Below are 17,884 nucleotides of genomic sequence, written 5' to 3'. Positions count from 1 at the left end.
TCCGGATTCGATGGATGAAGGGATCACCGGGGTGATCATGACAAACGCGCAGCCATTCTGATGGCGGGTCCCGGTTCGGGGAAGGTTCTCCCGGCGCAATGCCGCATTGCAGGAAGCGAATGACAGGATGGACAGACTCGACGAACTGAGATTGCTGGTCGAGGTCGCCGACACGGGCAGCCTCGCGGCCGCCGCACGGCGCATGCACTGTTCGGCGGCCGCGGCGACGCGCCTGCTCAACGCGATGGAAGCGCGCCTCGGCGCGCGTCTGGTCGAGCGCACGACGCGACGCAGCGTACCGACCGAAGCCGGCCGTCGGCTCGTAGAACAGGCGCGCAAGCTGTTGCAGGGCTATCGCGATGCCACCGATGCCGCGACCGGCGATGCAGTGTGCCTGACGGGCACGCTGCGCATGGGTGCCCCGCTGGTGTTCGGGCGCCGGTACGTGGCGCCGGTCATTGCCGACTTTCTGTCGGCCCATGCCGACCTGCGCGTCGAGCTGCAGCTCAGCAATGCGCTGGCCGACCTGCGCGACGGTGGACTGGATGTCGCATTGCGTATCGGCACCGCGGGCGACGCCGAACTCGTCGCACGTCAGCTCGGTTCGGTGCGCCACGTGCTGGTCGGCAGTCCCGGCTATTTCGAACGCGCCGGACGCCCGCGCGATGTCGATCAGCTGGCCGGCCACGCGCTGCTCGCATTGACGCATGTCGACGGCGTGCGCGACTGGGTATTCGCCCAGCCCGGCGGTGCGTGGCGGACACTGAAGCCGCAGGCCCGTTTCGTCGTCAATCAGGCGGAAACCGTCATCGAAGCCGCCTGCGCCGGTCAGGGCATCGCCCGCGTGCTGTCCTACCAGGTGGTCGGCGACATCGAAGCGGGGCGCCTGGAACGCGTGCTCGGCGACTGCGAGCCGACGCCCCAGCCGGTCAATCTGGTCTATCCGGGCCGGCGCTTCCTGCCACAACGCGTGCGTCGCTTCGTCGACTTCGCGATCGACGCGCTGCGTGACGGCCCGGCGTTCCGACTGCCGCCTTGAGTCGGCCGGCATTGAACCTGAAAACCTCCGATGACCGCTTGAAGTATCGATGCGAGACAGTGCGCTTGCAACTTTCCTGCTTTCGCCCGGCCTTCATGCTCCGGGTGAGCACGCTTCGCGGCCCTGTGCACGGCCGGCGGGGTACCCGGCTGCGTTGCTCTTCCTTGCAGGGCGCCATCCTGCCGCGTCCTCGCGCCTTGCCGTACACCCCGCCAACCCTGCCCATGGCGTCGATCAACTGAGGTTTTCAGGTTGAATCGCCGGACGCGTTCATGACGGGTCCGGCGGCCGCTTGACCGACGTCCGCCAGCCCGTCGCCGAAACATCACGACATTGTGAGCATTGCGTGACGGGCGCGGGAGCGGCGGCGCCCAACATGCGCGGCACGCGATGCCTGTCGCATCGCGTCATATCCATCAACGATCAGGAGCCCGAAGATGAAACCTGCATTCCGCCGCACCGCACCGCTGGTCGCGGGGCTGTTCCTGCTTGGCGTTTCGGCGTCCGTCCACGCCGCCGACCTCCGTGTCACCTTCACCCATGTCAGCCCTGCCGGCAGCGTCGGTACCTCGCCGCTGTGGGTCGGATTCCACAACAGCAGCTTCGATCTGTTCGATGCCGGCTCTTCCGCATCGCTTGGCGTCGAACGCATTTCCGAGGACGGCAATTCGGCACCGCTGACCACCTTGTTCGCGGCGACCACGCTGTCGGGCATCCAGGGGACGTTGCCCGGGCCGCCCGCGTTTCCGGAAGCGGTTCGCTCGCTCGATTTCACGGGTCTGGACCTCGCCGGCGAGAATCGCTATCTCAGCTATGCCTCGATGGTCGTGCTGAGCAACGACTTCTTCATCGGCAATGACGATGCGCGCGAGCACGATCTGTCGGTGCTGCTGAGCAACGGTGGCACGCTGAGTTTCTTCGTCGGCGGCAATGGCGAGGTGTGGGACGCGGGTACCGAAGTGAATGACTTCGCGAATTCGCTCGCCAACGGTGCATTCGGCATCGGCGGGGGTCAGTCGACGGCCAACCAGGGTGTGAACGAACACGGTTTCGTCCGTCTGGTGGACAGCGATCCGTATGCCAGCTTCCTGAGCGCGCACCTGGTGCCCGCCGGCTATGACTTCGCGCCGCTGCAATTCACCTCGCTGCAGGCCATCGGCCGCATCGACATCCAGTTGCTGGCGCCGGTGCCTGAACCCGAAACCTACGCCATGCTGCTCGGTGGCCTGGCGCTGATCGGTGCGGTCAGCCGCCGTCGCCTGCAGGGGCGCGCGGCCTGAGTGTTGCGCCGCAGGCCGGTGCGCGCCATTCGCGCCGGCCTGACACTGGTCGTGAACAGGGACGGGGCACGGCGTGCCCCGTTTCCGTCCCCCTTCTTGCTGTTCCCTGTTGTTTCCCCCTCTTCAAGTGCATCGCACATGCCTCGGCCCGCAATGGGTCAGCATGTGCGCTGCATTCCCCGGTCCTGCTCGCATCGTTTCGTTGTATTGCTTCGTAAAGTGAAATGGTGTTATCAGATTTACACCATTTATTGCTTTATTCGGATTACGGATACTTCACTCCGTCGCCATCCGGCGCACCCGATTTGAATGTCCACCGAAAGGAATCCGCGATGCCGCTCACCGCCACCCACCGTCCTGATGCCCCCATCGTGCTGCACGGCTTCAAGCTGTCCGGCCACAGCCACCGCGCTGAGCTGTTCCTCGAACTGCTGGGCCTGCCGTACGAATTTCGCCAGGTCGACCTGGCGGGCGGCGAACAGAAGATGCCGGCCTTTCTGCGGAAGAACAGTTTCGGCCAGGTGCCCGTGATCGAGGACGGCGCAACGGTTATCGCCGACTCGAATGCCATCCTCGTCTACCTGGCGCAACGTTACGCACCCGGCCGCTGGATGCCGCTGGACCCGGCCGGGCAGGCGCGGGTGCAGCGCTGGCTCACGGTCGCGGCCGGTCTGGTCGCCTTCGGTTCGGCGGCGGCACGGCTGGTGACGCTGTTCCGCGGCCAGTTCGACACGCAGGAAGTGATCGCCCGCGCACACCGCTTGCTCGCCGTGATGGACGGCGAACTGGCCGAGCAGGACTGGCTTGCAGACACTGCGCCGACACTGGCGGACGTCGCGGTCTACACCTACGTCGCCCATGCGCCGGAGGGCAATGTGTCGCTCGACGACTACCCCAACGTGCGTGCCTGGCTGGCGCGCGTCGAGGCGCTGCCGGGCTTCGTCGCAATGCCGGTCAGCCAGGTCGGCCTGCGTGCCTGATCGCCATGGACACCCCACGCGATCCCTTCCACGACGGCGAGCGCGCGCTGCAGGCGCGGGCCGGCATGCAGGCGCGCATGGCCGAGGTCGGCCCGCGCGCCATCCGCGACCACATGCCGGATCAGCATCGCGACTTCTTCGCGCAGCTGCCGTTTCTCGTTGTCGGCAGCGTCGACGCCGACGGACAGCCCTGGGCTTCGGTGCTGTCCGGCCCGCCGGGCTTCGTGCAGTCGCCCGATCCGCATACGCTGCGCGTCGCTGCGCAGGCACCGGCGGGCAGCCCGCTGGCCGCCCACGTGCGCGTCGGCGCGCCGCTCGGTCTGCTCGGCATCCAGCCGCACACGCGGCGGCGCAACAGGATGAATGGATCGGTCATCCGGGCAGGCGAAGCCGGTTTCGATGTCGAGGTGGAGCAGAGCTTCGGCAACTGCCCGAAATACATCTGNAGCCGCACACGCGGCGGCGCAACAGGATGAATGGATCGGTCATCCGGGCAGGCGAAGCCGGTTTCGATGTCGAGGTGGAGCAGAGCTTCGGCAACTGCCCGAAATACATCTGCACGCGCGAAGCCTTTTTCTTCGGTGACGACGAGCAGCCCGCTTTGGCGCAGCCGCTGGCGGCGCTCGACGACGCGGCGCGCGCGCTGATCGCGCGCGCCGACACACTGTTCATTGCGAGCACGCATGCAGCCGGCGTCGATGTGTCGCACCGCGGCGGCGAACCGGGCTTCATCACGGTCGGCCCGGATGATGTGCTGACCTTGCCCGACTATGCCGGCAACTTCTTCTTCAACACGCTGGGCAATCTGCTGCTCGAACCGCGCGCCGGTCTGCTGTTCATCGATTTCGACAGCGGCGACCTGCTGCAGGTGAACGGACGCGCGCAGATCGTGTGGGAGGACGAAGCGCGGGCCGAAGCGCTGGCCGCCCATCCCGGGGCACAGCGCCTGCTCAGGATCGCGGTGACCGGTGCGCTGCGCGTACCGGGCGGTCTGCCGCTGCTGTGGGCGACCACCGATCCGTAAGGATCGCGGCACCCCGCCGGTCTGTCGCAGCATTACCCGCCCGGCGTCATCGCATGCAGAAACCCCCGCACCTCCGGATCCCGCCGTCGGACATCACCCCGCGCAGCGTGTTCGAGGCACGCCGCGACGCGCTGCGCGCCAGTGGCGCCTTGCTCGGCGCGTGGGCCGCGCCGGGGGCGCTGTACGCGGCGTCCGGACTGGGCCCGCTGCAGCGCAGCCCCCACTCAATCACCGATCGGCCGACGCCGCTCGAACACGTCACCGGCTACAACAACTTCTACGAATTCGGGACCAGCAAGCAGGATCCGGCGGTCTATGCGCACAAGCTGCCGGTGCGCCCCTGGACGGTGAGCATCGAAGGCCTGGTGCGCGCGCCGCGGACGCTGGACATCGACCGGATCATGAAACTCGCGCCGCTGGAAGAGCGCATCTACCGCCTGCGCTGCGTCGAAGGCTGGTCGATGGTCGTGCCCTGGGTCGGCTTTCCGCTGTCGGCCCTGCTGAAGCAGGTCGAGCCACTGGGCAGTGCGAAGTACGTCGAATTCGAATCCTTTCACGACGCAAAGCTGATGTCGTCGCCCATCTTCAATCCGCTGGTGTTTCCGTACATCGAAGGCCTGCGCCTGGATGAGGCGATGCATCCGCTGACACTGCTGGTCGTCGGCCTGTACGGCGACGTGCTGCCGAAGCAGAACGGTGCGCCGCTGCGCCTGGCCGTGCCGTGGAAATACGGCTTCAAGAGTGCGAAGTCCATCGTGCGCATCCGGTTCACCGACGAGCAACCGCTGACGTCATGGAATCGCTCGGCTCCGCACGATTTCGGTTTCTATTCCAACGTGAATCCGCTGGTGAGCCGTGAGCGCTACGACCAGCGCCGCGAGCGTCGGCTGGGCGAAGTGGCCAAGCGCGACACGCTGATGTTCAACGGCTACGCCGACGAGGTGTCGGGCCTTTATGCAGGCATGGATCTGGCCCGGGCGTTCTGATGCAGCCGGCCGGCGCGTCGAGAAAATTGACAGCGTGTGATTGCGGCTGAATCAAGTTCATTTCAATCAATGGCTTGAAAAAGTGGTTTGCAACTTGCTTGTAACATTTCAGCACCCCCTACATAAAGAAGGATATTCATGACTTCCCTGCTCAAGTCCCTGCTGATCGCAGCTTCGCTGGTCGCAGCCCCGGCCGCCTTCGCGGCATCGCCCGTCACGCCGGTGTCGGCGTCGAACAACGGTCTCGTCCTGATCGATGGTGCCGATCTGTCCATCCTGTTCGATGGCTACATTGCGCCGGAAGGCACGCCGTACCAGACGGATGCGGTGTCCTGGTTCGGTCAGGTCGGCAGCAGCGGCGTCACGCTGGATTTCGACTTCGGTCAGCTCTACACGCTGAGCGATGTGCTCATCGGCGTCGATCACAACGACTTCTATCAGGTTCAGGTGTCGCTCGACGGATCCGCGTGGAACACGCTGTTCACCAACCTCGCGTTCGAAGGCCAGTCGAATTTCGGCAGCGAAATCATTTCCAGCGTGGCGGGCGATCCGGAGTACCAGGCGACCATCGACTTCCCGACGACAGTTGCGCGCTACGCCCGCATCTACGCCGTCGGCGGCGACAACGCGTTTTCGGTGTCGGAAGTGAGCTTCAGCGGCGTGGCCGTGGTGCCGGAACCGGAAACCTGGGCGCTGCTGATCGCCGGTCTCGGCCTGATCGGCGCCATTGCCTACCGTCGCAGCTGAATCGGCGACGCTCACAAAAAAGGCCGGCACGTGTGCCGGCCTTTTTCTTTGCGGCGCGCCTGCGTTCAGCTGACGTAATCGCCCATCGCTTCGGGCTGCATCAGCACATCGAGCACGCGCACCGTGATCTGCCGCCGGCCCGGCACCTGCCAAGGGATGGCCTGGCCGACCGACAGGCCGAGCAGCGCACTTCCGATCGGCGCCAGCATGGACACCGTGCCGGACACGCCACTGGTGTCCGGATCACCCGCTTGAGTTCGAAGAGGCCGCCTTTCGAGTCATCGATGAAGCGCACCGTGGAATTCATCGTCACGACGCCTGGCGGCATGTCGGACGGTGCCACCGTTGTGGCACGATCCAGTTCATCGCGCAATGCGTCGGCGCCCGGCTGATGCCGGCAGGCCTCGCGGTTCAGCAGCGGGTCACCTCATGACTGATGGATGTTCGGATGAACGAACGCGCGGTCCGGCGTTCGATGATGGTTCCCCAAAACAGAAAGGCAGCGCCTTCGTCAGGCACTGACTCCGGAATCACCAAGTATCTGAAAAGCCTACTGCAAAGGGGGCAACCGGGCCAGCCAGCCCACCTTTTTCCGGCGCGTACGCGCGGCGGCAGGCATCATGTCGGCCCCATCCGAGCACTCAGGGAGCACACATTGAGCCGCAGTGACAGCGAACCGAACCGGTCCGTCGCCCTATATTGGGATTTCGAGAACCTGCACGCCAGTCTGGTCGAGGACCGTTATGGCGAAGGTCATTACGCCAAGCCGGATTCCCGCTTCAAGGTGCAGGAACCGCTGGTCGACATCGATGCCATCGTCGGCCTCGGTGCATCGTTCGGACCGATCGCGATCAATCGCGCCTATTGCAACTGGCAGTATTTCGGCCGCTACCGCGACGTGCTGCTGCAGAGCGCGGTGGAACTGATCCAGCTGTTTCCGCCGGGTGCGTCAGCCAAGAACGGTGCGGACATCAAGCTGTGTCTGGACGCGACCGAAGACATCAGCCGCTTCGGTCACATCGGGACGGTCATCATCGTCGGCGGCGACAGCGATTTCATGCCGGTCGCGCAGAAGATCAAGGCAGCCGGGCGCACGTTGATCGGCGTCGGAACGCGCAAGGCCACCAATCGCCACTGGGCGAAAAGCTGCCACGAGTTCCGCTATTACGAGAACCTGATCGGCAAGAGCCCGTCCGACGAGGCATCGCCGGCCGAAGCGAGCGCCGTGCAGCCTCCGGATCCGGCGGCCGACATCCTGCGACGCGCCGTGCGTCTGCTGTCCGGTGCCCAGGGCGAACCGTGGGTGAACAAGGCGTCGATCTGGCCCATGATCAAGCGGCTCGACGCCACTTTCGACGTCAAGGACCACGGCTACACCGATTTCAGCGACATGCTGAAGTCGCTCGACGCGCTCGTGGAGGTGAAGAAGGGCGAGCTGGACCACGTCGTGCGCCTGCGCTGAACCCGCGCTGGCGGACTGCTCAGTAGGGACGTCGCGCGCGCCGTCGCGGCGGCGGCAGACCGGTGTCGGCACGCAGTCGTCCGTGCTTCTGGGCGTCCAGCCGCAGCAGCTGGCGCGCCAGATAGATGCCGGCGGCCAGCGGCATGACGAATTCCGGATAGATGGCCTGCACGTTCTTGCCCAGCTCCATCAGATAGCCGACATAGCCGAACGCCAGTTTGGCCAGCGCGACGACGATCCAGACCTGGATGAAGATGATGAGCATGACCAGCGGGCTGGCCACCAGACGCTGCGAATGACGGCCACCGAACGCGCCGGCGACCAGCGCAATCAGCGCGATCCACCAGGCGCCGAGGAAGAACAGCAGATAACTCTGGAACTCTTCGATCACGGAAAGGCCTCGACTGCTTCGGATACGGAAGGAGGGCCGGCCCGTGCGCTGCATCGCAGCCCGGACCGGTTCGCGCGACAGCATAGCGGATCACGCGCGCTGCAGCGGCTGACGCAGGCGAGGCGTTGAAGGGTGACTGCAACGTGAAAGGCGGGGGCGTCGCGACCGATGGCGTCGCAACGGCTATTGCGCGGCACTCAGCCGCACGCGGGCCGGCGCCCGGCCACCTTCCGTTCAGCGGCGGTGCAAGCCTGCCAGCAGGGCGATACCCAGACCGGCCAGCATCAGCATCCAGGTTTCGGGCTCCGGTATCGGCGGCGGTGCGATGCCGTAAGTGCCCACGGTAAAGCCGTTCCAGTACTCGTTGGTCAGGCTGGTCCAGGTGATCGAACTGACGGCGCCGGTGAATCGGATGACGCCATGCGGTTCGCCGCTGCCGTTCAGCTGGAACTGGCCGCCGCCCAGGTCGACGCGGGTCAGTGTGCCGTTGCCCCAGTAGCCCGGCCCGAAACCGACCACTTCGAAATCCTGGTCGAACCGGTAGCCGTTGCCGTTCAGGCTGACCACGGCGAAGAACAGATCCTGTACCGGTACCGAAAAGGTCAGCGTCTTGGATGTGGCCCGCGACAGCGCGATGATGTCCGTCGTGTTCGGCGCGTTGTCGACCAGTGCGCTGACATAGGGAGAAGAGGGGTTCCAGTAGTTGCCGCCGCTTGCGGTCTGTATGAAGGCGATTTCACCGACATAATCGACATCGACCGTCGATTCGCCGATGTTCAGCACGCCGGTCGCCGAGCCGCTGGCGCCGGCGGTGCCGCTGGTCCAGTCCACCCAGTTGACCGGCGCGGCACTCGATGGCGCGACGATCAGTGCCTGCGACAGCAGGCCGAGCACGGCGAGCGTACGGCGGACGAACATGGCGGATCTCCTGAAAGTCTGACCTCCTCCCTGTGGGCGGAGCATTTTTGATTAGCGGAACGCAAAAAGCATACCCAGCGGCCAAGTGCATGATTTTCCGTTGCTTGTGTTGATTGCCTTGACATCGATGTAAGGCCATTCGACAAGGAAAATTACGACTTTGGTATTAGGACTGCCGGGCCGAGGCGGGCGCGTTCCGTGTGGGCCGAAGCCGGTCACGCCGCGGGCAGCAAAGGCTTGTCCGCCAGCACGACCTGGTTGCGGCCGCGCCGCTTGGCCTCATAAAGCGCCGCATCGGCCCGACGCACCAGCGCGTCCGGTGTGTCGCCCTCGCCCGGTACGATGACGGCCACTCCGATGCTGGCGGTCAGCACGGAAAAGGGCGAGCGTTGATGTGGCAGCGCGCGCGCGCGCAGTGCTGCGCACACCGACTGCGCCGTGGCGAGTGCGTGCGCCTCATCGACGCCCGGACTGATGAAGGCGAATTCCTCGCCACCGTAGCGGGCGACCAGATCGGTCGAGCGTCGCACATGCAGACCGATCACCTCGGCCACCTGACGCAGGCAATCGTCGCCGGCCTGATGGCCGTAGTGGTCGTTGTAGTCCTTGAACAGGTCGACATCGAGCATGCACAGCGCCAGTGGCTCTTCATTGCGCCGCGCCCGCGCCCATTCCAGCGCCAGCGTGGTGTCGAAGCAGCGCCGGTTGGCCACGCCGGTCAGGCTGTCGGTGGCGCTCAGCTCGGCCAGCCGGCGGTTCGACGCTTCCAGCGCCCGGGTGCGCTCGTTCACCTTGTCTTCCAGCTCGTGCGCCAGCGCGCGCTGTTCGCCCAGCAGGATGACCAGCCCCATGCCGATGATGCTCAGCGTCAGGATGTACTCCTGCGCGCGCAGGATCATTTCGTGCGGCGTCGCATCGCCGAACGGACGGAATCCTGTGGTCTGCGACCACGCGGCGGTCAGTGCAATCATCGCCACGGTCAATGCGGTCAGCCGGCGGCCGCAGCGCGCGGCAACGTATAGCACCGGCAGCAGAAGCAGGTGAGGCGTCAGCGCCAGCCGGGTGTCCGGATCGGCAGCGTGTTCCTGCAGGAAGATCGTGCCGGCCAGCAGACCGGTGAATACGAACACCGCCGTATCACGCCAGCCCAGTACCGGCGGGTCGCGTTCGGGTTGCAGCAGTGCGAGCAGCAGCGGCGTCCAGATCAGCAGGCCCAGTGCGTCGCCGAACCACCACAGCAACACGAGTGTCGAGTAGCTTGCGCTCACGTTGTCACGCGTGAACACGAGCACTGCGCTGGCCAGCAACGCGCAGCCAAGCGCGCCGAGCAGGGGTCCGGCGAGCAGGAAGCGGCCGAAATCGCCGATGCGCTCAAGCCCGGGCGAAGCACCGAGTCGGCGCATCAACAGATAAGTGACCGTGACTTCGGCCAGATTGCACAGGCTCAGCAGCACCGCCTGCAGTGGCGGGAATACCGGCAGGTTGGCCAGCACATCGGAACCCAGTGCGAGCAGCGCGAGCGTGATCGCACGATCGCCGCGGTAGTGCAGCAGCGCAGCGAGCAGCACTGCGTTCGGCAGCCACATGACCACCTCGTTCTCGGGCGACAGCGCGGTCGAGAAGGTCAGCTTGACGCTGGCGAAGTGCAGAAGCGGCAGCAGCAGGAAGACCCGCCAGTCGGGGCGGCTGCGCAATTCATCCAGAGTGTTCGGCACGTCGGGTTCGGGTGATTCACGGTGGATGGGCGCGCCAGAATGCCGGATCAACCGGGCGGCGGCGCGCGCAGCGACAAAAAGTTACCGTGAATAGTTGGCGCCGCGATGTGATCCGGCCACCGGCATGGCCGGCGTGCACCGTACGAGCGGACGGACCGACGCGGGAATCGATACGCCGTCGCACCCCTCGAGTTCCGGAAGCGTACAGGGGCAGACGTGATTTTTCGCGCGCGCACGCCCGCGGCGTGGCGCATGATTCTATTGAGGAGTACGTCACCGTTTCAGGCATCCTTGTCCGGCTGATGCCGCAGCAGTCTGCTGCATCCATGTACGCCGTTTGTGAGTAGTCAAGCGTTGGGGCATCCACCAACCAGAATGATTCGCCCACTCAGGCGGTCCTTCATCCCCGTGATCGTCGACTGCCTGGAGACTGATGTGAGCCGAGCTGCAACGCCCGCCCTGTCAGCTGCGTTTGCCGCACCGACTGCGGCCCCCGGCAGCGCCGATGCGCTGCCGGGGGCGACTCACGCGTTCGATCTGCTTGCCGACATCGCACGCGAACTGCGGCCGGCCGTCATCTTTCCGATCTGCTTCGATGCGCTGCTGCGCGTGCGCCAGACGCTGCGCGCACCGGATGCGACGCTGCAGCAGCTCGCCGGCGCGGTGCGCGTCGATCCGCTGCTGTGCGCTCGGGTACTGCGTCGCGCCAACCGGCTGCGGCCGGCAGCGCCGGTAACCAGCTTGCGTGATGCGATCGCACAGCTGGGCGGCGAGCGCAGCCGGCACATCGCGAGCATGCTGTCGGGTCGTCAGATCGGTTGCGCGCGTCAGCTGATCCACGTCGATGCGCTGGCGCGCCGTCTGTGGCTGCACACGATGCGCACCGCCGCCGCAGCGTACGTGATGGCGCAGCGCCTGACGCCGCTTGATCCTGACGAGGCGATGACCGCTGCGCTGCTGCACGACATCGGCGCCTTCTACCTGTTGGACCGGCTGGCCCGTCAGCCCGGGGTCGCTGAAGATCAGGGCGGCGTGGAGGCACTCATTCTGGAATGGCATGAAACGATCGGCGAGGCACTGCTGCAATCGCTCGGCCTGCCGGTGGTGCTGATCGATGCGATGCGCGACCACGAACAGCCGCGCACCGCGCCTGTTTCTCTGCGCACCGTCGCCGACATCGTGTTCCTTGCCAACGTACTGGCTGGCGGCGCAACCGAGCTGTACGGTGACCCGGTGTGCCATGTGAGCCAGCGCCCCGAGCCGGTACGCGAGCGTTTCGCCGAGCTGCTGCCGGACATCGAACGCGAATTCGCCGCGCTGTGCGGCGCGGCGGCCACAGGGACATCGCCCACAGGGACAGCGCCCCCGAACACGGCTTACACAGGTAGCGGGCCGTCCGCCTGAACGAGGTGGACCTCGATGCCGTGATCTTCCGCGAAAGTCGGCAGCCAGGTATCGACGATGCCGCGTTGGGCCAGCTCGGCCAGAGGTGCCTCCGGAATGTCGCACGACTTCACGAGCAGCACGCGCGGCAGGCGAAGCTGGCACGTGAGCCACGCGGCCAGACTGTCTGAGGTGACACGCCAGTCGCGCGGCAGGTCGAGCCGGGTGTCGAGTTCGCGCGCGGGCATCCACACCGGCGTCCGGCCGGCCGCGCACAGACCGGTCATCCGCGCGATCTCGTCGGTGGCGACGAAACCGGGACGGGAGCCGGCGAGCATCAGCGCGTACTGGTCCATCGCGCGCAGTGCCATGCGGTGTGCGACATCATCGGGAAAGCCCCAGCGGGCCTGACTCGCCCGGACCGCATCGGCAAACGGACCGCCACCGGCCACGACGATGCTGCGCCCGGCGCCCGCACCCGCCAGCCAGTCGCACCAGCGCTGAAGCCGACCGTCCGTGGGGTCACTCAGCAGGCTGCCGCCAAGCTTGATGACGAGCGGGGCGTTCATGGCGAGCCCGTCCGAATTCTTCCGGCAGCGGCCCCTGTGGGAGCGGCGATCCACTGCCGGCCCTGCATGGCCGGCCGGCTTTGCGGGCGGTGTTCGGTACTCGCCGAAACCCCTGTGGGAGCGGCGTCCCCGCCGCGATCGTGCCGCGATGGTCGCGTTGCAGAGTGCGTATCGCGGCGGGGACGCCGCTCCCACAGGGACTGCTCCCACAGGGACTGCTCCCACAGGGACTGCTCCCACAGGGACTGCTCCCACAGGGATAGCTCCCACAGGGGCCGCTCCGACTTGAATGGCGCCAACGCGCCATGGTCTGAACAATTCATCGCGCAGTCTCCGCCAGCAGCGCCGCAGCGACCGCAGGGGCGCAGGTGGTGGCGTCGTCAAGGCAGGTCGGTGCGCAGTCGGCCAGCAGGCTGGCGAGTGTGACTGCGCGGCGGTCAAGCGCGTCGGCAAGGCGCGCGGCAATCATGCAGCCGGCGCCGGCGCACACCACCGGTGCGTCGGCGGACAGGGCGGCAATGCCGGGCAGGGCGCGGCTGGCGTCGATCAGCGTCGCGAGCTGGGCGTCGGCGAAGGTGGCGGCCAGTGCGCGCCAGTCGTCCATCGATCCTTCGTCGACATCGCGGCCGATCATGCGGGCGAGGCGTCGGGCGCTGGCTTCCGGCGTCTTGGCGCCGCCGTCGGCCGCCGGATACTGATCGGCGTGTTCCGGCAATTCGCCGAGCAGGCGCCAGATGTCGGCGGTGGTCGCAAAGTGTTCGGCCATCACGCGGTGCCGCCGGCCGCGGAAATCGACGGCCGGGGCCAGCGCCATCAGCGGCGTGCGGACCAGGCCGGCATACACCAGCTCACCGCTGATCAGCCGGTCGGCGTCGCTGCGGCTGGCGCTGGCCACCCCGCGGTCGATCACGATGAGGTCGCTCGTGGTGCTGCCGATGTCGGCCAGCAGCGCCTGCGGGCAGCGGGTCGCGACCCATGCGGCGGTCGCCAGCCAGTTGGCCGAGGCGATGTCGTCGGCGTTCGAGCGGGCGGCGGCCGGCGCGACCCAGCCGCTGCGTCCGGCATACAGGCGCAGTTCACCCGGAAGCGCTGCGGTGAGCCGTTCGACGATGGCCACCACACCTGCGGCACGCGAATCGAACAGATCCACCATTTCGCCGGTCATCGTGACGGCGTGGTGGCCGGTGTCACCGAGTGCAGCACGTGCCTGTGCGACGGCTGCATCCAGCCTGTCCAGTCCCTGCCACAGCGGGCAGGCGACCTGTACGACGCCGGTGACCCGGCGGTGCTCGACGCGCGCCGCCTTCACGTGCGCGCCACCGATGTCCCAGCCGGTGACTGCGCCGTCAGGCGACATCGACGGCCTCCGTCAGCTCGATGCGCTGCGGCCGCGCTGCGCCGGCCGGACGCCACAGCGGGCCGCCGTCGGCCGCGGTCAGTGTGGCAGCGAGCAGATTGCAGTCCAGCGTGTCGTGCAGCGCGCAGGCCGACGTGCTCAGGCGTGGATTCAGTTCGACCACGACCGGGCCGTCGGCGGTGTGCAGCACGTCGACGCCGACATGACCGAGCAGGCCGGGCAGGGCGGCAGCGATGCGCCGTGCCAGCGCCTTGTAGGCCTCGTCGATCGGCACCGCACCGACGGCCAATGCCGCGAGCGCCACGTGTTCGCCGTCGATCGCGAGCTGCTGGCGGTTGATCGACAGCAGCACCGCTTCACCACGCGCGCACAGCAGATTCAGGCTGCGCGCCTCGCCGGCGACCCAGGGCTGCGCCACGAAACCCGGGCGCAGTGCCTGCGCGGCCTGATGCATGTTGTCGACGAGCCGCAGGCCGTCACAGCCGGCACCGTCATCCGGTTTGACGACCCAGCGGCCGGGCAGCGCCGGTAGCGCGGCGGCATCGCTGTAGTGCGGCAGCACCGGAATGCCGGCCAGGGCCAGGCAGCGGGCGGTCAGCGACTTGGACGCGCCGATGTGACAGGCGCCGGCGTCACAGCCGAGCAGCGTCTTGCCGGCGCTCGTGACGCGGGAGGTGAGTGCTGTGAGCACGCCGCCGCTTTCCGGCGCGACGATGAGCGCCGCGTCGGCGGTCGCAAGCGCATGCTCGAAAGCCGCTTCGAAAGCGGCGTCGAAGGCAGGGGCAGGGGTGACCGCAACGAGATGCGCCGGAAAGTCGGGCGGCGGCAGGCGGGCGTCATGCAGCAGGGTGATGTCGACGTCGGGCAGCGCGCACGCGTCGCGCAACAGTGCATCGCGCATCAGCCGGCCTTCGCGAAGCAGCGAAGACGGCAGCCGGGGCTGGCCGGTCAGTCCGCCGCCGGTGATAAACTCGAACACGAAAATTCGACGCTTCATATAAGGATTCGTGGTGCCTCAAATCATTCCCGTCATCGATCTGATGAACGGCCAGGTCGTGCATGCGCGCCGCGGCGACCGGCAAGCTTACCAGCCGCTGCAGTCTTCACTGGTCGATGGCTGCGACCCGCACGACGTGGCGCAGGCGCTGATCGAGGCGACCCGTGCGCGCCAGGTCTATGTGGCTGACATCGATGCCATCCGCGCACCGGTCGCCGGGCCAGCCAAAGGCAAGGGCGATCGCAAGGACGGCAGCGAAACCGCTGCCAGGGCTGACCACACGACGCTGATCGCCGAGCTGGCAGCGCGTCACCCCGATGTCGAGTGGTGGGTGGACGGCGGTTATGTCGATGCCACGCCTGCGCTGGCACTGCATCGTGCGGCCGGCGTGACACCGGTGTTCGGCACCGAATCGATGCGCAGCTATGGCGCATTGCGCAAGTTCCGCAACGCGCGCATCGACACCGTGCTGTCGCTCGACTACCGGCGCGGCGTGCCGCTCGGCCCGGACTGGTCCTACGATCCGGTCGAATGGCCGGCCCGGGTGCTCGCGATGGAACTGGGGCGCGTCGGTGCCGAAGACGGTCCGGCGTTGCAGCTGATCCGCACGCTGCAGTCGATGCGTACGGACGTGGACGTCATCGCCGCCGGCGGTGTGCGCAACCGCGAGGACCTGCGCGCGCTCGACGGCATCGGCGTCACGGCGGTGCTGGTGGCCAGTGCGCTGCATGACGGTCGCCTGCTGTAGGCGGCACCGCCATCATCACCAGCTGAGCGGATTGACCCGGTAGTAGCGGCTCAGCTCGCCGAACAGCTCCGGAAAGGCTTCGGCGAGGTGCTGCGGCCGCTCGAAAAACGATTCCGACGCCACGGCAAAGAATTCGGCCGGACTGCTCGCGCCATATGGATCGAGCGCAGGCGCGGTTTGGCCCCGCAGCTGATGGTGCAACTGGCTGTAGGCAGCGTCGAATACGCGCGTCCAGCGCTCGACGCGGTGGCGGCCGACCATGGGCGGAGCGCCATTGGCGTCGCCGTTCTCCTGATCCAGCTGATGCGCGAATTCATGGATGACGACGTTGTGGCCGTCGGCCGCATCGGCTGCGCCGCGCAGGACGTCGTCCCACGACAGCACGACATGCCCGCGCGCCGATGACTCGCCCAGATGGACCGCGCGTCCTTCATGCACGACGCCGGCGGCGTCGGTGGTCAGGCGCCGGACGGCGAACGCCGACGGATAGATGAGGATTTCACGCAGCGCCGGAAAGTAGCCGCTGCGCCGGTTGAGCAGCAGCAGGCAGGCCTGGGCGGCGATGGTTACCCGCATGTCGTCGGTCACGTCCAGTCCGTCGCAGCCGACAAAGGTCTTTTCGGCGACAAACACCTGGATGTGTTTCTTCAGCTGGAGCTGCAGGTCGGCCGGCAGCAGCCGCACCTGCGGCACACGCTGGCGCAGGATGGCCCGCCAGGCCGGCGGGAACGGCCGGCTGCGCAGCCAGCGGCGTCGCGATTCGATGCGCAGCGGTTCGGCGAGCAGCCAGACCGCCGGAATCAGCGTCAGCAGTATGAAGAGGAGCAGCGGCACGTCTGGCCCGTTTCGCTGGTTGGGGTTTGCAGAAGCTGGGGACGCGCCGCCGTCATTTCAACGCCGCGGATTCAGGCGGCCGGCGCATCGCCCAGCGCCGCCGCGCCGAGAAAGTCCATCTTGCCGACCTCGACGCCGTTGTGGCGCAGGATGGCGTAGGTGGTCGTGGCGTGGAAATACAGATTGGGCAGCACGAAATCGAGCAGATAGCGCAGGCCCTTGAAGTGCGCATCCTGACCGGCCAGCCGGAACGTGATGTCGCGTTCCTCGCTGCCGTCGATCTGCGCGGCGCCGAAGCCCTGCACGAAGTCGACGGCCTTGGCGATGCGCGCCTGCAGTTCGGCGAAGGTCGCTTCGTTGTCTTCCCAGCGCGGTACCTCGGCACCGGCCAGACGCGCCGCACCACCCTTGACGATGTCGGTCGCGATCTGCACCTGACGCGCCAGCGTGTACATGTCGGGCGCGAGTCGCGCGTTGACGAAGACCGACTCGTCGATCTTCCGGGTCGCGGCATCTGCCGCCCCCTTCGCGAGCACGTCGGACATGTTCCGGAGCACGCGCACGAAAACGGGTATCGAAGTTTCATACATGGAAATGGTCATCATCGCTCCATTCAATCCAGATTCAAGATGCAAGATTCAAGATGCAAGCAGTCGGATCCATCGAGCGTCGAGCCTTGCCCTTGAATCGTTTGTCCTGCATCTTGCATCTGCCTCACCAGGGCAGCGCTTCGCCGACGTGCGTGAAGGTACCGGTCGGACCGTCGGCGGGCAGGGTGGCCAGCAGCACGCTGGTGCGGCCGCCTTCCGACACTTCGATCGGCGCGTTCTCGCCGCCCATGTCGGTCTTCACCCAGCCCGGATGTGCCGAATTGACCTTGATCGGCGTGGCGCGCAGTTCGTCAGCCAGGTGGACGGTGAAGGCGTTGAGCGCGGTTTTCGAGGCGTTGTAGGCGAAGGCCTTGGCTGCTGCGATCGGCGACTTCGGGTCGCTCTGCAGCGTGAGTGAGCCGAGAATGCTCGACAGGTTGACGATGCGGCCTTCCGGCGACAGCCGGATCAGCGGCAGCAGCAGCTGCGTCAGTTCGACCACGGCGAAGAAATTGACGTCGAAGGTTTCGCGCAGCACGGCCGGCGTCACGCTGCTCGCGTTCGGTGCGAACAGGTCTTCCAGCGCGATGCCGGCGTTGTTTACCAGGATGTCGAGCTGGCCGTAGTGGTGCGCGATGTGGTCATAGGCATTCTGGAAGGTGGCCGGCTTCTTCGCGTCGAACGCGATCGCGCTGGCGGTGATGCCGTCGGCGCGCAGCGCGGCGATGGCTTCTTCCGCGCGTTCGGCATTGCGCACGCCGAGCACCACTTCGATGCCGAGCCGGCCCAGGCCGCGTGCAGTTTCCAGGCCCAGGCCGCGGTTGGCGCCGGTGATGAAGGCTACTTTGCGGGTAACGGTCATGA

At 66.7% G+C, this 17,884-nt stretch carries 20 protein-coding genes; 10 read left to right on the top strand and 10 right to left on the bottom strand.

What is annotated here, in order from left to right; translation table 11 throughout:
- The first annotated feature begins 127 nt into the window (after nucleotides 1-127).
- The 7 genes from NMQ14_RS13920 (at nucleotide 128) to NMQ14_RS13890 (ending at nucleotide 6,056) form a co-directional block, all read left to right on the top strand.
- A complete protein-coding gene (locus NMQ14_RS13920) occupies nucleotides 128-1,039 on the top strand; it encodes a LysR family transcriptional regulator (protein WP_257097075.1) in 912 nt (303 codons plus the stop codon).
- Between the two features lie 437 nt (nucleotides 1,040-1,476).
- A complete protein-coding gene (locus tag NMQ14_RS13915) occupies nucleotides 1,477-2,319 on the top strand; it encodes a spondin domain-containing protein (protein ID WP_257097073.1) in 843 nt (280 codons plus the stop codon).
- Nucleotides 2,320-2,651: 332 nt separating this feature from the next.
- The gene (locus NMQ14_RS13910; protein WP_257097070.1) at nucleotides 2,652-3,299 is read left to right on the top strand and encodes a glutathione S-transferase family protein; all 648 of its coding nucleotides are present in this window, start codon (nucleotides 2,652-2,654) and stop codon (nucleotides 3,297-3,299) included.
- 5 nt (nucleotides 3,300-3,304) lie between these two features.
- Nucleotides 3,305-3,775: a pyridoxamine 5'-phosphate oxidase family protein gene (locus NMQ14_RS13905; RefSeq protein ID WP_257097068.1), complete on the top strand. Its 471-nt coding sequence runs from the start codon at nucleotides 3,305-3,307 to the stop codon at nucleotides 3,773-3,775.
- Nucleotides 3,772-4,323, top strand: a complete 552-nt coding sequence (locus NMQ14_RS13900) for a pyridoxamine 5'-phosphate oxidase family protein (RefSeq protein WP_257097067.1) — start codon at nucleotides 3,772-3,774, stop codon at nucleotides 4,321-4,323. The genes NMQ14_RS13905 and NMQ14_RS13900 overlap by 4 nt, the downstream gene beginning before the upstream one ends.
- Before the next feature lie 53 nt (nucleotides 4,324-4,376).
- Entirely contained in the window at nucleotides 4,377-5,309 is a 933-nt protein-coding gene (gene msrP / locus NMQ14_RS13895) for a protein-methionine-sulfoxide reductase catalytic subunit MsrP (protein WP_257097066.1), read from the top strand.
- Nucleotides 5,310-5,447: 138 nt separating this feature from the next.
- On the top strand, nucleotides 5,448-6,056 hold the full coding sequence (locus NMQ14_RS13890) for a discoidin domain-containing protein (protein ID WP_257097065.1): 609 nt from the start codon (nucleotides 5,448-5,450) through the stop codon (nucleotides 6,054-6,056).
- Nucleotides 6,057-6,121: 65 nt separating this feature from the next.
- Here the strand turns inward: NMQ14_RS13890 and NMQ14_RS13885 are convergent, their stop codons facing one another.
- Nucleotides 6,122-6,283, bottom strand: a complete 162-nt coding sequence (locus NMQ14_RS13885) for a GreA/GreB family elongation factor (protein ID WP_257097064.1) — start codon at nucleotides 6,281-6,283, stop codon at nucleotides 6,122-6,124.
- A 428-nt stretch (nucleotides 6,284-6,711) separates the two neighbouring features.
- Between NMQ14_RS13885 and NMQ14_RS13880 the strand changes: the two genes are divergently transcribed.
- On the top strand, nucleotides 6,712-7,518 hold the full coding sequence (locus NMQ14_RS13880) for an NYN domain-containing protein (protein ID WP_257097063.1): 807 nt from the start codon (nucleotides 6,712-6,714) through the stop codon (nucleotides 7,516-7,518).
- Between the two features lie 19 nt (nucleotides 7,519-7,537).
- Here the strand turns inward: NMQ14_RS13880 and NMQ14_RS13875 are convergent, their stop codons facing one another.
- From NMQ14_RS13875 to NMQ14_RS13865, 3 genes are all read right to left on the bottom strand, one after another.
- The gene (locus NMQ14_RS13875; RefSeq protein WP_257097062.1) at nucleotides 7,538-7,909 is read right to left on the bottom strand and encodes a hypothetical protein; all 372 of its coding nucleotides are present in this window, start codon (nucleotides 7,907-7,909) and stop codon (nucleotides 7,538-7,540) included.
- Nucleotides 7,910-8,143: 234 nt separating this feature from the next.
- Nucleotides 8,144-8,827, bottom strand: coding sequence for a PEP-CTERM sorting domain-containing protein (locus NMQ14_RS13870; protein ID WP_257097061.1), 684 nt, complete (start codon nucleotides 8,825-8,827; stop codon nucleotides 8,144-8,146).
- 215 nt (nucleotides 8,828-9,042) lie between these two features.
- Nucleotides 9,043-10,542, bottom strand: a complete 1,500-nt coding sequence (locus NMQ14_RS13865) for a diguanylate cyclase (protein ID WP_257097060.1) — start codon at nucleotides 10,540-10,542, stop codon at nucleotides 9,043-9,045.
- Nucleotides 10,543-10,977: 435 nt separating this feature from the next.
- On the opposite strand from NMQ14_RS13865, the gene NMQ14_RS13860 reads away from it, so the two are divergent.
- Nucleotides 10,978-11,946, top strand: coding sequence for an HDOD domain-containing protein (locus NMQ14_RS13860; RefSeq protein WP_257097059.1), 969 nt, complete (start codon nucleotides 10,978-10,980; stop codon nucleotides 11,944-11,946).
- Here NMQ14_RS13860 and NMQ14_RS13855 read toward each other — a convergent pair.
- The 3 genes from NMQ14_RS13855 to NMQ14_RS13845 all read right to left on the bottom strand — a co-directional run bounded on the left by NMQ14_RS13855 (nucleotide 11,919) and on the right by NMQ14_RS13845 (nucleotide 14,848).
- Nucleotides 11,919-12,494, bottom strand: coding sequence for an aspartate/glutamate/uridylate kinase (locus NMQ14_RS13855; RefSeq protein ID WP_257097057.1), 576 nt, complete (start codon nucleotides 12,492-12,494; stop codon nucleotides 11,919-11,921). The two genes, NMQ14_RS13860 and NMQ14_RS13855, sit on opposite strands and share 28 nt — an antisense overlap.
- Nucleotides 12,495-12,813: 319 nt before the next feature.
- Nucleotides 12,814-13,851 (bottom strand): hydantoinase/oxoprolinase family protein, encoded by a 1,038-nt coding sequence (locus NMQ14_RS13850; protein WP_257097055.1) that lies wholly within the window; start codon nucleotides 13,849-13,851, stop codon nucleotides 12,814-12,816.
- Nucleotides 13,841-14,848, bottom strand: a complete 1,008-nt coding sequence (locus NMQ14_RS13845) for an ATP-grasp domain-containing protein (protein ID WP_257097053.1) — start codon at nucleotides 14,846-14,848, stop codon at nucleotides 13,841-13,843. The genes NMQ14_RS13850 and NMQ14_RS13845 overlap by 11 nt, the downstream gene beginning before the upstream one ends.
- A 13-nt stretch (nucleotides 14,849-14,861) precedes the next feature.
- On the opposite strand from NMQ14_RS13845, the gene NMQ14_RS13840 reads away from it, so the two are divergent.
- Nucleotides 14,862-15,596: a HisA/HisF-related TIM barrel protein gene (locus NMQ14_RS13840; protein ID WP_257097051.1), complete on the top strand. Its 735-nt coding sequence runs from the start codon at nucleotides 14,862-14,864 to the stop codon at nucleotides 15,594-15,596.
- Between the two features lie 15 nt (nucleotides 15,597-15,611).
- Here the strand turns inward: NMQ14_RS13840 and NMQ14_RS13835 are convergent, their stop codons facing one another.
- From NMQ14_RS13835 to NMQ14_RS13825, 3 genes are all read right to left on the bottom strand, one after another.
- Nucleotides 15,612-16,430 (bottom strand): M90 family metallopeptidase, encoded by an 819-nt coding sequence (locus NMQ14_RS13835; RefSeq protein WP_257097049.1) that lies wholly within the window; start codon nucleotides 16,428-16,430, stop codon nucleotides 15,612-15,614.
- Nucleotides 16,431-16,501: 71 nt separating this feature from the next.
- Nucleotides 16,502-17,035, bottom strand: coding sequence for a DUF1993 family protein (locus NMQ14_RS13830; protein WP_257097047.1), 534 nt, complete (start codon nucleotides 17,033-17,035; stop codon nucleotides 16,502-16,504).
- Between the two features lie 109 nt (nucleotides 17,036-17,144).
- Entirely contained in the window at nucleotides 17,145-17,882 is a 738-nt protein-coding gene (locus NMQ14_RS13825; RefSeq protein ID WP_257097045.1) for an SDR family oxidoreductase, read from the bottom strand.
- Nucleotides 17,883-17,884 lie beyond the last annotated feature (2 nt).

Origin of the sequence: Methyloversatilis sp. XJ19-13 (genome assembly GCF_024580155.1) — a bacterium.
GTDB lineage: Bacteria > Pseudomonadota > Gammaproteobacteria > Burkholderiales > Rhodocyclaceae > Methyloversatilis.
This window is presented reverse-complemented; position numbering and strand designations above follow the sequence as displayed.